General features: G+C 58.9%; 12 protein-coding genes. 7 read left to right on the forward strand and 5 right to left on the reverse strand.

What is annotated here, in order from left to right; all coding sequences use genetic code 11:
• Positions 1–76: 76 nt before the first annotated feature.
• The 4 genes from ACFQY0_RS03715 to can are packed head-to-tail and all read right to left on the reverse strand — an operon-like array spanning position 77 to position 3,945.
• Positions 77–1,387 carry a type II secretion system F family protein gene (locus ACFQY0_RS03715; protein WP_379709218.1) on the reverse strand — a complete coding sequence of 437 codons (1,311 nt, stop codon included), beginning with the start codon at positions 1,385–1,387 and terminating at the stop codon, positions 77–79.
• Positions 1,388–1,407: 20 nt separating this feature from the next.
• Complete coding sequence (locus ACFQY0_RS03720; protein ID WP_379709220.1) at positions 1,408–3,069, reverse strand: GspE/PulE family protein; 1,662 nt, start codon at positions 3,067–3,069, stop codon at positions 1,408–1,410.
• Between the two features lie 44 nt (positions 3,070–3,113).
• On the reverse strand, positions 3,114–3,320 hold the full coding sequence (locus ACFQY0_RS03725) for a hypothetical protein (RefSeq protein WP_379709222.1): 207 nt from the start codon (positions 3,318–3,320) through the stop codon (positions 3,114–3,116).
• A gap of 25 nt (positions 3,321–3,345) precedes the next feature.
• Entirely contained in the window at positions 3,346–3,945 is a 600-nt protein-coding gene (gene can / locus ACFQY0_RS03730; protein ID WP_379709224.1) for a carbonate dehydratase, read from the reverse strand.
• Between the two features lie 92 nt (positions 3,946–4,037).
• Here can and ACFQY0_RS03735 point away from each other — a divergent pair, with 92 nt between their 5' ends.
• From ACFQY0_RS03735 to ACFQY0_RS03745, 3 genes are all read left to right on the forward strand, one after another.
• On the forward strand, positions 4,038–5,408 hold the full coding sequence (locus ACFQY0_RS03735; RefSeq protein WP_379709226.1) for a replication-associated recombination protein A: 1,371 nt from the start codon (positions 4,038–4,040) through the stop codon (positions 5,406–5,408).
• A gap of 64 nt (positions 5,409–5,472) precedes the next feature.
• Positions 5,473–5,790 (forward strand): helix-turn-helix domain-containing protein, encoded by a 318-nt coding sequence (locus ACFQY0_RS03740; protein WP_379709228.1) that lies wholly within the window; start codon positions 5,473–5,475, stop codon positions 5,788–5,790.
• Positions 5,787–7,013, forward strand: a complete 1,227-nt coding sequence (locus ACFQY0_RS03745) for a type II toxin-antitoxin system HipA family toxin (protein WP_379709230.1) — start codon at positions 5,787–5,789, stop codon at positions 7,011–7,013. Before ACFQY0_RS03740 ends, ACFQY0_RS03745 begins: the two co-directional genes overlap by 4 nt.
• 2 nt (positions 7,014–7,015) lie before the next feature.
• On the opposite strand, the gene ACFQY0_RS03750 is transcribed toward ACFQY0_RS03745, so the two are convergent.
• Positions 7,016–7,594 carry a superoxide dismutase family protein gene (locus ACFQY0_RS03750; protein ID WP_379709232.1) on the reverse strand — a complete coding sequence of 193 codons (579 nt, stop codon included), beginning with the start codon at positions 7,592–7,594 and terminating at the stop codon, positions 7,016–7,018.
• A 132-nt stretch (positions 7,595–7,726) separates the two neighbouring features.
• Here ACFQY0_RS03750 and ACFQY0_RS03755 point away from each other — a divergent pair, with 132 nt between their 5' ends.
• From ACFQY0_RS03755 to ACFQY0_RS03770, 4 genes are all read left to right on the forward strand, one after another.
• Positions 7,727–8,917 carry a KamA family radical SAM protein gene (locus ACFQY0_RS03755; protein ID WP_379709234.1) on the forward strand — a complete coding sequence of 397 codons (1,191 nt, stop codon included), beginning with the start codon at positions 7,727–7,729 and terminating at the stop codon, positions 8,915–8,917.
• Positions 8,918–8,965: 48 nt separating this feature from the next.
• Entirely contained in the window at positions 8,966–9,475 is a 510-nt protein-coding gene (locus ACFQY0_RS03760; protein ID WP_379709236.1) for a DUF5069 domain-containing protein, read from the forward strand.
• Between the two features lie 132 nt (positions 9,476–9,607).
• Positions 9,608–10,591, forward strand: a complete 984-nt coding sequence (locus tag ACFQY0_RS03765) for an AAA family ATPase (protein WP_379709238.1) — start codon at positions 9,608–9,610, stop codon at positions 10,589–10,591.
• A 104-nt stretch (positions 10,592–10,695) separates the two neighbouring features.
• Entirely contained in the window at positions 10,696–11,595 is a 900-nt protein-coding gene (locus ACFQY0_RS03770; RefSeq protein WP_379709240.1) for a DUF58 domain-containing protein, read from the forward strand.
• The last annotated feature ends 2 nt before the right edge of the window (positions 11,596–11,597 follow it).

Genomic DNA, 11,597 nt, shown 5'->3' on the forward strand with positions numbered 1-11,597 from the left:
ATGAGCGTTCGCCCGAGCAGAGCTTGAGCGACACAGCGACTCAGTGACCCCTGCGGGATTTCCTCAGGATGCGACCTTATCGGCCATTCAGGTTCGAGATGGTCTGGAAGATCGCGTTGATCATCAGATAAGCCATCGTGCCGATCAAAAGGGCCATGACGATCAGAATCGTCGGCATGATGAGCGCCATGATCCGATTCAGGTCCTTGTTCAGTTCCTTGTCGTAGCGCTCCGCAGCCCGCCGCAACGAGAGGTCGATCTTGCCCGTCTGTTCACCCACCGAAACCATGTCGATCAGCAGTGGTGGAAAGTTGCCCGTCCTGACCATCGCCTTGGACAAGGCTCGACCGTCGCCCACTTGATCGATCACTTCATTCAAGGAAGAACGCAGCGAAAGGTTCTGTGTCGCATCGCGAGAGAGTTCCAGGGCGCGGAGTAATGTGAGACCATTGCCCACGAGGTTTGCCATCGTTTCGAGAAACTGGACATAGAAGCGGCTCGAGATCACCGGGCCCGCAAGAGGCAAAGTCAGCTTAATACGGTCCCATGTCGGACGGTTGGCTTCGTTATCCTTCCATGCCTTGAAAAACAAACCGCCTGCGATCAAGAGAATGACGTAGACATACCAGTAGGCACCCAGGTGATCGCTTGCCGACACCAGCAACTGAATCGGACCGGGAAGCTTTCCGCCAGGTGCGGACTCGATCAGCTGAGTGAGCTGGGGAATCAGGATCGTGACGAAGACCACCGTGACGCCGAGCCCCGCAAAAACCAGGAAGGCGGGATAGATCATCGCGAGAATCAGACGCGACTGAAGCTCGGAGAGCGTGTTGAGATAGTGGGCCTGGCGTTTGAGGATCGTATCCAGCGCACCTGATGCCTCACCAGCTGCAGCAAGCGAGCAGTACAAGGGACCGAAGCTCGGACTGACCTTCCGCAAGGCGAGCGAGAAGTTCATCCCGTCGCGCACGTGGTTTCGAATTCCTTGGGCAACATTCTTCAGGGAACCGAGTTCTTGTCGTCCCTCCATCGCCTTGAGCGCGGGTTCCAACTGAAGCCCGGCTCCTAACATGTCGGCCAGTTCTTCCGTGAAAAGCACGACCTCGGCGCGCTTCAATTTCATCTGACCGCCCTCCGCCAGATCGTCACCCGATTTTTCGGTAGGCTTGGCGGGTTTGGCAGGAGACCTCAGCCCCGGCTTCGCCGCAGGCTTTCCCTCCGTCTTCTCCCGTTTTGCGGAAACGACACCTGTCGCCTGTTTCAGACTAACAGGTTGCAAGCCGCGACGATCGAGCAATCGAAGCGCTTCTCCACGATCCCCGGCATCAATCTGACCGGTTTGCACCGACCCCGTGGAACTCAAAGCTTTGTAAGCAAAAACCGGCATGGTCTTAAATCTATTGAATATCAGGCACCACCAGCATCCGTCGCCGTCACCGAGATCACTTCCTCGATGGTCGTCAGGCCCTGCATCACCTTGTACCAACCGTAGCCACGCATCGGAACGAATCCATCCTGAACGGCCCGCGCGCGGATTTCCTTGGAGTTGGCGCCATGGGCGATCATTTCCTGCATCTGATTGCCAATCACCGCAACTTCGTAAATCGCGAGTCGTCCCGAGAAGCCGGTGTTCCGACATCGGTCGCAACCCACGGCATTGTACGCCTGCCCTTCAAGATTCATCGGGATCAGCAGATCACGACGATCCTCATCGCTGACCTCGCGCGGCACCTTGCAGTTGTCGCAAAGTCGACGGACCAGTCGCTGACCAAGGAACGCCCGCACCGCAGCCGATACCAGGAAGGGCTCGACCCCCATGTCGATCAATCGACTGATGCCACCAAGCGCATCGTTCGTGTGAAGCGTCGAGAACACCAGGTGACCTGTTAGTGAGGCTCGGATCGCAATCTCCGCAGTCTCCAGGTCTCGAATTTCCCCGATCATCACCGTGTTCGGGTCGGCCCGCAGGATCGAACGCAGACCGGTCGCAAAGGTCAGACCGATGTCCGACTTCACCGCAATCTGCATCACGCCCGGCAGCTTGTTTTCCACCGGATCTTCAATCGTCACGATCCGCTGGTCCGGGCGGTTGATCTCACTGAGGAAAGAGTAAAGGCTGGTTGATTTACCCGAACCCGTGGGTCCGGTGATCAGGATGATTCCGTTCGGCAAGTGGAGCAGGCTGCGGATCTTGTCGCGGACGAAATCCTCCATCCCGAGCTTGTCGACATTGAACTTCTGCTGGTTGAGAAGACGAAGCGAAACACTTTCCCCCTCAACGGTCGGCACCGTGGCAACACGCACGTCGATCGTCTGCCCTTCGAACTGAAGGTTGATACGGCCGTCCTGAGGCAGGCGACGTTCGGCGATGTCGAGCCGCGACATGATCTTCAAACGAGCGATCACCGAACTCTGCAGCGCCTTGATGTTCTCAGGCACAGTGACTTCGACCAGCTGGCCATCAATCCGGTAGCGGATCCGCAGGTTGTCGGAAAGAGGTTCGACGTGAATATCCGTCGCCTTCTGGTCCAGCGACTCGCGGATGATCTGGTTCACGAATTTCACCACGCTCGCCTCTTCGTCGTCATCCGCATCAATGACATTGGCCTCATCGGACGACTCGATGTTCGAAAAGTCCATGTCACGACCTTCAAGAATCTGCTCGAACGTATCGGCACCAACCCCGTAGAGCCGGCGGAGCGCTTCGTGAATCCGGCGGCGGGATGCCATGCACCACTCGACCGGCATTTCGATTTCCTGGGCAACGGCCTGCCGGGCCACGAGATTGAAGGGGTCGAAGGTGGCCAAACGAAGTCGCGGATTTTCCTCATCCCCCAGAATCTCGATCGGCAAAAGGCGGTGCCTGAGGGCAATCCGGGGACCACAGGCTTCCCGGATGGGCAGCGGTGCTTCGGGAACCGGAATGGAGTCGATCCAATCCAGTCCAAGCTCTGAGGCCAATTCCCTCATGTATGGTTCCTCATCGACGACGCCTGCATCGAGCAGGTCATCAATCGGAGAACGTTGACGAAGGGCTGCACTTTCCAGCACCTCCTCGAGTTTCTCCATTTCTTGGCATCCGCTCCTTCGTGCGGGATCGATCAAAAGTTCGGTCATTCGGCTGGCGTGTTCTCCCGTAAAACCGCCGCCCCTGCAACATTGTCTCTCGAAAAAGAGAAGATGACGGAGGTTTCTTGGTTTTCCAGACAACTTGCAACGTCAAGAGCCGGGGAAGATGGCAGCAGTTTTTGGCCGGGTTTAGCAGCCGAGCCGCCCCATTGCTCGAATTTCCACCCCGTATTGGGGTGAAAACTCTTCATCACTGGCTTCAATGCTCCTCAAGGATCACAAAGGCCCACTGATCGGATCGCCGAGAACGGAGATGCGACCGCTATCCAGGCTGTAGATCCAGCTATGCACATCGATGCTCTGGCCCCGTTCCCAAGCATACTCGAGAATCGTCGTGCGCGCGATGTTGTCGGCGTTCGCCAAAACATTCAGTTCGCACAGGCGATCCACCGCCTTCAGGGGATCCAGTCCTTCGAGCTCGTCATGACGCCGGCGCGCGATGTTGCGGATGTGGCGCAGCCAGTTGTCGATGACTCCAAAACGCTGCCCTTCCAAGGCCGCCTTCACGCCGCCGCAGCCGTAGTGACCGCAGACGATCACGTGCTTCACTTTGAGCACGTCCACGGCGAACTGGAGCACCGAGAGAAGGTTCATATCCGTCTGCACAACGACATTGGCCACGTTTCGGTGAACAAAGACCTCGCCCGGTGCGAGGCCGGTGATCTGGTTTGCAGGGACCCGACTATCCGAGCAACCGATCCATAAATACTCCGGTGTTTGTTGATTCACCAGGCGTGCGAAGAAGTCGGGATCCTGACCAAGCATGTTGGCAGCCCAGACGCGATTGTTCTCCAAGAGATTTTCGAGACTTTCCACGGCCCCAATCATCCCCACGATTCGCGATTTGTCCACCATCTCTCGATGGATTCCGACTTGCTCCGGGGTCCTCCCGCAGCGCTACTTGCCGCGTGTCCGACCTCTTCGCCAGCGACCCCGCCCCCGAGCGCCCTCGCGAACCCTCTGCCGATGAACCGCTGGCGGCACGGATGCGCCCTCGAAACATCGGGGAGATCGCCGGCCAGCAGCACATCCTCGCCGAGGACAAACTGCTCCGCCGTGCGATCGAATCCGACCGCTTCACCTCGCTGATCTTTTACGGTCCACCCGGCACGGGAAAGACGACTCTGGCCTCGGTCATCGCCCGCTCGACGGGTTCGCGCTTTGAGTCGCTCAACGGCGTCGAATCCAACGTCGCCGAAATCCGGGCCAAGATTGAGCAAGCCCGGACCATGCGGGATTTGCGGAATCAAAGCACCGTCCTCTTCATCGACGAGATCCACCGATTCAACAAAGCCCAGCAAGACGTCCTGCTGCCCCATATCGAACGAGGCACGGTGCGCTTCATCGGCGCCACGACCCATAACCCGTACTTCTACGTCAATTCGCCGCTGGTTTCGCGCTCGCAGATTTTCCAGCTCGAGAGCGTCGCGACGGAGGACCTTATCCCGGTTCTGGAACTCGCCCTCAGGGATTCCGAAAGAGGATTCGGCCACCTCAAGATCGAAGCCGCTCCCGAGGCTCTCCGCCATCTTGCGGAAATGTCCGATGGCGATGTGCGGCGGGCTCTGACCGCCCTCGAACTCGCCATCCTCACCACCGAGCCAGCAGACGATGGAGCGATCCATCTAACACTAGATGTCGCGGAGGAGTCCATTCAGCGCAAGGCGATCGTTTATGATGCCGATGGCGACGCCCACTACGACACGATTTCCGCCTTCATCAAGTCGATCCGCGGCTCCGATCCCGATGCCGCGCTCTACTGGTTGGCCAAGATGCTGACCGCCGGGGAAGACCCGCGCTTCATCGCCCGACGACTCGTCATTTCCGCCAGTGAAGACATCGGACTCGCCGACTCCGGTGCCTTGCGGGTCGCCATGGATGCGCAGCAGGCCTTTGAATTCGTGGGCATGCCTGAAGGCCGCATCCCGCTCGCCCACGCCACGGTCTACCTCGCCACAGCTCCCAAATCCAACAGCGCCTACGCCGCGCTCGGAGCCGCCATGAAGGATGTGGAAAGCGGACGAACCCTGGCGGTTCCCGAACACCTCCGCACCGGAACCCGCAAGAAGCTCGCCTCCGCCAGTGGCACCGACGACGAGAAACTCAAATATCTCTATTCTCACGACTACGAAGGCGGCTACGTCCCCCAGGCCTACCTTCCGGACGGTCGACGCTACTACACCCCCACCGACCACGGATTGGAAAAGCGAATCAAGGAACGCCTCGAGCATTGGCGACATTTGGCGGGCCCGCCAAATCCACCTTCCAAGAGATCCTGAACACGGTGACGAGGGCAGTCTCAAATAGCTTGTATTTTAGCTAAATCGGGCTATTTTCCACCAAATGGACAAAATACCACCCTTTTCACTCCGTAATCCCGTCCATATCATGCGGGAGATTGGGGGGCGAATTCGCACCCACCGGATGGCTCGTGGTTGGACTCAGGCGGAGCTTGCCGAGCGCTCTGGCGTCAGTCTCTCAACTCTAAAATTGCTGGAACGTGAAGGCAAAGGCTCGCTTCAGCGTCTCGCCAAGATCGCGGTGATTCTCAATCTGGATGACGAGTTGAAGAATCTCTTCTCAGGGCCTCCGGCCTACCAATCCCACGACGCCGTCGAACGTGCCACTCGTTCCAAGGCCTCTTTCCGTCCTAACTTGTGAAACTCACTGCTCGCTACCTTGGTCACCCCGAACGCCCTGTCATCGGCGAGTTGTTCGAAGCCCCGGATCACCGGATCTACTTCCAGTTCCATCCGGAGTGGCGCGACCTTGGTCTTGAGCTGTCGCCTTTCTATTTGCCCTCATCCACCGAAACCTCGCTCCCCACCCCCACCCCACAATTCAGCCCCCTGTTTGGGCTTTTCGACGATTCGCTTCCCGATTGGTGGGGCCAGCAATTGCTCAAGAAATTCTTCGAGGAAAAAGGGATCCGCTGGAACCGAGTGGGAGTTCTTCAAAAACTCGCCGCCCAGGGCGACTACGGAATCGGCGCGATTGGCTACGAACCTGATGAAGCCCCTGATGACTTCCGCTCACAACTCGCCATCGAAGTGGGCGCACTCGCCGATGCGGCTCGCGGCATCATCGAAGGCGAATCGGAACGCACCCTTCCGCTTCTCATCCGCTCCGGAATTACGGCAGGCGGAGCCCAGCCCAAAGCCCTCATCCACCTTTCCGAGGATTTCAAGACCGTCTGGCCCGGCGGCGGCAATCCTCCTTCGGGATCGACTCCATGGCTGATCAAATTCCAGCTCGACCGCGAAGTCCATACGACTCGAGAAGAACACGCATTTGCCCTGATGGCGGCTGCTGCCGGAATCGACATCGTCGAGACGCGCCTTCTAACAGACCAAGGGGGAAGCGTTCACTTCGTCTGCCGCCGATTTGATCGGGATGCCGGTGAAAAGATCCACTTCCACAGCTATTCGGGCCTCACGCATTCCCGGCCCGGAGAGGGCTTGGAATATGGTGACCTCATGAACCTGACACGCACGCTTTGCCTGAATGAAAATGCCGTGGAGGAGGTCTTTCGACGCGCGGTTTTCAATGTCGCAGCTGGCAATGACGACGATCATGGCCGCAACCACGCCTTCCTGATGAACTCGCAGGGCGAGTGGCGGCCCTCGCCCGCTTACGACATTACCTTTGCCACCCACCCTCTTGCCACCAACCTGAGAAGCGCATCCGTGATGGGCCGCTTCGCAAGCGTCACACGAAGCGACCTAACAGCCCTCGCAAAGGACCAGGGCATCCGCCGTGTCGACGACAGCATCGACCAGGTTCTAACAGCGATCCGTCGGTGGCCGGAGTTCGCGGACGCGGCGAGAATCCCAGAGACTCACGCCGCGCTTCTCGCCCGGGACTTTCCGGCGAGCGAGTGGTAGGATCACTCGGTCTTCGCCACTCCGATGACTCCCTGAGCGATCCGATCGCCGGCGTTGCCGGTCGGCTGACCGCCATCGTCCGGACCAGCATGAATGATCATGCCGCGACCGAGGATGGGATTCTTAGCCCCGTTGAGCGTCAGGTTGTCCACGGTGAGTTCGAACTTCGCCTTTCCATCCGCATCTGCCTCGAGATTTCCAAAATCCCCGGCGTGACGCATTTTCGAATCGGGAAGGCCGTGATCATGTCCTTCGGGGTTGTAGTGGCCACCGGTTGCGGTGCCATCGGCCGCGCTGATGTCACCGAATTCATGAATATGGATCGCATGCTTGCCATTGGCCGTCAGCCCACTGATTTCGGCCACAATCTTGACCTTGCCGTCATCTAACTGGGAGAAAGTCACCGTCCCCGTCACCTTGTTTCCGTCGGTGGCCTGCATGTTGCAGACGAGCTTGGTAAGGGCTGGAGCCGCGGCTTCATGACTTGCGTGGCCGTGGCCTCCGGCGTGACTCTCCGCGAGACAAACGCTTGAATATGAGAGCATTAGGGCGAAGGAGGAGATAATTGCAGTGGTTTTCATAGGTTTCATAAGAAAATGCCCTTCAAGCTCCGATGATTTTGGACTTCTGCAAGTCAATCCTTTCAATCCTTTCGGCGGAACAAAGCAGTCGTTTGACAGAGCGCGTTCGTCCCCTAGGTTCGCTGCATCCCAATGGTCGATTCGAACTCCGACACCAACTTTCGCAGCCACGCCCCCGGCCACTGGCCAGAAGCCACCGCTTCCCAGTGGAACGACTACAAATGGCAGCTCAAGAACCGCGTATCCAACCTCGCCGATCTGGAAAGCCGCTTGAATCTCACCAGTGAGGAACGCGCGGGTGTCCTTCTTGCCGGCAACAAGCTGGCGATGTCGATCACTCCGCACTTCTTCAATCTGATCGATCCCGACGACCCGAATTGTCCGATTCGCCGCCAGGTCATCCCGCGTCTTGAGGAAGCCTGGACGGCCCCCGAAGAAATGGCCGATCCCTGTGGCGAAGATTCGCACATGCCCGTTCCCGGACTGGTACATCGCTATCCGGACCGCGTGCTCTTTCTCGTCACGGATCGTTGCGCCTCCTACTGCCGCTACTGCACCCGTTCGCGGGTGGTCTCAGGCGTCGGCGAGCAGCGCCTCGAAACCCAATGGGAAGCCGCTTTCGAATACCTCGAAAAAACTCCGCAGGTGCGCGACGTACTGCTCTCCGGTGGAGACCCCCTGCTGCTTTCCGATGCGAAGTTGGAAAAAATCATCAGTCGGCTGCGCGCGATCCCGCACATTCAGTTCATCCGCATCGGGTCGCGCATCCCGATCTTCCTTCCCCAGCGCATCACGCCCGAGCTCTGCACGATGCTGAACAAGTACCATCCACTTTTCATCTCGATTCACTCGAATCACCCGAAGGAACTCACCAGCGAAGTGCGCGATGCGCTCGGACGTCTTGCCGACGCCGGCATTCCCCTTGGAAACCAGAGCGTGCTACTCAAGGACGTGAATGACTCGGTCGAAGTTCAGAAGGCCCTCGTGCACAAACTGCTGATGTGCCGTGCCCGTCCCTACTATCTCTATCAGTGCGACTTGATCACCGGATCCTCGCACCTCCGCACCTCGGTTTCGGCTGGACTCGAAGTCATCGAAGGCCTGCGCGGTCACACGACCGGCTACGCGGTTCCGCAGTTCGTCATCGATGGCCCGGGCGGCGGCGGCAAAATCCCGCTTAACCCGGACTACATCGTGCAGCGCGATCACGAACGCGTGGTGCTGCGAAATTACGAAGGCGAGACCTTCGAGTATCCCGAACCCACCCCCGCCCCGGCAGCCGCCCTGGCCGCCTTGAAAGAACAGTCTTCCTGCTGTTCCTGAGCGATAGCGGGCTTCCTTCAGCGACCCTTCTAACCGACATCTCCGATCATGACCTGGAACGACCAATTTCTCGAACTCTTCGCCCGCTGTGTGAAACGCTATCAGAACGGCGACAAGGATTTTACCGGCTACTACGACCAGGAGGACAGCGCCCTGCTCGGCTCGATCGGCTACCGCAGCCGCGAGTTTTTCGACTTTGTCGAAGACTACTGCGAAGAAGGCGTCCCTTCGGCATCGACCGCCCTGCTCGTTGCCTCGGTCCGCCGCGACTACTTTCAGGTGGTGATGGAGGCTCAGGTTTCCGAGCCCACCGTTGACCAGGAATCCCTTCCTCCAAAGAGCGCGGAACTTGATGGCTTCCGGTACCTTCCCCGGATCCTTGCGAAGGCTCGCGGCAAACTGAGGGGCGAACTGGACCCCGACGTCATGTTCAGCTGCGGGGGGGATCGCAAATTCCTCCGCGAACACGGAGACATTCCGCCTGCTGACTTTCTTCGTCGTGTCTGGGCCGCCGGCGACGATGATTCGAAGATCGTCGATTGGTTGAAGAGTCTCTGACCTGTCCAAGGGGTGGTCGATGCCGCAGTTTCCGAGACATCTCCACCCCTCAATCACGCTTTTCCCCGAAAGCTGCTAGGATTCCCGCTGGTCGAATGGCCAAAGCGTGGCAATCCTCATTCAAGTATCACCATGAGTAACGAAGAACTTCAGGATCGCATCGCCGCCTCAAGCGGATGGATCGGCGCCGTTAAAACCGAAATGGGTCGCGTTCTCGTCGGCCAGGAACTCCTCGTCGATCGTCTCATCGTCGGCATTCTTTGCAATGGCCACGTGCTTCTCGAAGGGGTTCCCGGATTGGCCAAGACCCTCGCGGTCAAAGCCCTCTCAGGCTCGCTCGCCGCCTCCTTCGCTCGCTTCCAGTTCACACCGGACCTGCTTCCCGCCGACCTGCTCGGCACCATGGTCTACAACCCCCAGGAAGCCAGCTTCGCGCCAAAGCTCGGACCGATTTTCAACAACCTGATCCTCGCCGACGAAATCAACCGCGCTCCCGCCAAAGTGCAATCCGCCTTGCTCGAAGCGATGCAGGAAAGGCAAGTCACACTCGGAGACAAAACCTACAAGTTGCCCGAGCCCTTCCTCGTGCTCGCCACCCAGAACCCAATCGATCAGGAGGGAACCTACCAACTTCCTGAGGCCCAGCTCGACCGGTTCCTGCTCAAGGTCAGCGTTGGATACCCTTCGAAAGCAGAAGAACTCACCGTCCTCGACCGCATGGCGAATTCCGAACCGGTTTATCAAACCCAGGCCGCCGCCACCCCGGAACAGGTCGCGGCCTCACGACTTTTGGTCAACGAGATCTACATCGATCCAGCCGTGCGCGAGTACATCGTCGAGCTCATCCGCGCGACCCGCCAGCCCGCCAAGGTCGATGGCAGCCTGCGCCATCTGATCCGTGCCGGCGCCTCACCGCGTGGCACGATCAACCTCGCTCTAACAGCCCGCGCCCACGCCTTCATCAATGGTCGGTCCTTCGTCACGCCACAGGACGTGAAGGACATGGCCCACGACGTTCTCCGTCACCGGATTCTGCTCAGCTACGAGGCCGAAGCCGAGGATACCACCACCGATCAGATCCTCGATCGCATCCTTTCGAAAGTCCCGGTTCCCTGAAAGACATTCGACCGGAAGACCCCGGACAGAAGACTGGAATGCTCCGCGCTTTTGTCCGACCAGGCCCTCGGTCTTCTGCCTTAAAGTCCCCCGTCTAACACCCCATGAGCGATCCCACCGACAAGGAAATCGAAGAGGTCATGGCCCGAGTCCGCAAACTCGAGCTCAAGGCCCGCCGCCTGGTGCGCGAATCCTTCTCCGGTGAATACCAATCTTCGTTCCGTGGTCAGGGTCTCGACTTCGACGATTTCCGCGAATACCAGCACGGCGACGAAATCCGCTTCATCGACTGGAACGTGACGGCGCGCATGAATACTCCGTTCATCCGGAAATTCCGTGAGGAACGCGAACTCTCGATGGTGCTTGCCGTCGACGTTTCAGGTTCGGCCGATTTCGGCAGCATCCACTTCAGCAAACGCGAAGCCGCCGCCGAAGCCGCTGCCATTCTGGGTTTCAGCGCGATCGGAAATGGCGACAAGGTCGGCCTGCTGCTCTTTGCCAACGAACCCATCCTCTTCGTTCCCCCTGCCAAGGGAACCCGCCATCTGCTGCGGATTGTTCGGGAAATCCTCATCGCACGCCCCGCAAATCCCGGCACTTCGATCAAGGCCGCCTGCGATCATCTCGTCCAGACCTTGCGCCGCCGCGCCGTGGTCTTCATGATTTCGGACTTCTTTGCCGACCCGATCGACAAGCCGCTGGGCAAGCTTGCCCGCAAGCACGAGACGCTCGCCCTTCAGATCATCGACCCGCTTGAGGAAAAGCTTCCAAGAGCCGGTCGCGTCGTTCTAACAGATCCCGAAACCGGCTGGGAAGTCCTCGTCAACACCAACAACCCGAATCTGCGGATGGGTTACGAGAAATTGATGCGCCGTCAGCACGACGGCGTCGCCAAGATCTGCCGCAAGCACGGCATCGACATCGCCCAGCTTTCCACCGACCGTGACCGGCTCGGTGACCTCCACCGCATGCTCAAACGTCGCGCCAAAAAGCGCGTTCGCTGACC

The sequence above is a fragment of the Haloferula chungangensis genome, assembly GCF_042664875.1.
GTDB classification, from domain to species: Bacteria; Verrucomicrobiota; Verrucomicrobiia; order Verrucomicrobiales; family Akkermansiaceae; genus Haloferula; species Haloferula chungangensis.

What these genes read in the sequence shown, in the direction of transcription:
- ACFQY0_RS03715 (WP_379709218.1), bottom strand. Translation starts at nt 1,387, where the DNA reads ATGCCGGTTTTTGCTTACAAAGCTTTGAGTTCCACGGGGTCGGTGCAA.
- ACFQY0_RS03750 (WP_379709232.1), bottom strand. Translation starts at nt 7,594, where the DNA reads ATGAAAACCACTGCAATTATCTCCTCCTTCGCCCTAATGCTCTCATAT.
- ACFQY0_RS03720 (WP_379709220.1), bottom strand. Translation starts at nt 3,069, where the DNA reads ATGGAGAAACTCGAGGAGGTGCTGGAAAGTGCAGCCCTTCGTCAACGT.
- ACFQY0_RS03770 (WP_379709240.1), top strand. Translation starts at nt 10,696, where the DNA reads ATGAGCGATCCCACCGACAAGGAAATCGAAGAGGTCATGGCCCGAGTC.
- ACFQY0_RS03740 (WP_379709228.1), top strand. Translation starts at nt 5,473, where the DNA reads ATGGACAAAATACCACCCTTTTCACTCCGTAATCCCGTCCATATCATG.
- ACFQY0_RS03760 (WP_379709236.1), top strand. Translation starts at nt 8,966, where the DNA reads ATGACCTGGAACGACCAATTTCTCGAACTCTTCGCCCGCTGTGTGAAA.
- ACFQY0_RS03765 (WP_379709238.1), top strand. Translation starts at nt 9,608, where the DNA reads ATGAGTAACGAAGAACTTCAGGATCGCATCGCCGCCTCAAGCGGATGG.
- ACFQY0_RS03725 (WP_379709222.1), bottom strand. Translation starts at nt 3,320, where the DNA reads ATGAAGAGTTTTCACCCCAATACGGGGTGGAAATTCGAGCAATGGGGC.
- ACFQY0_RS03755 (WP_379709234.1), top strand. Translation starts at nt 7,727, where the DNA reads ATGGTCGATTCGAACTCCGACACCAACTTTCGCAGCCACGCCCCCGGC.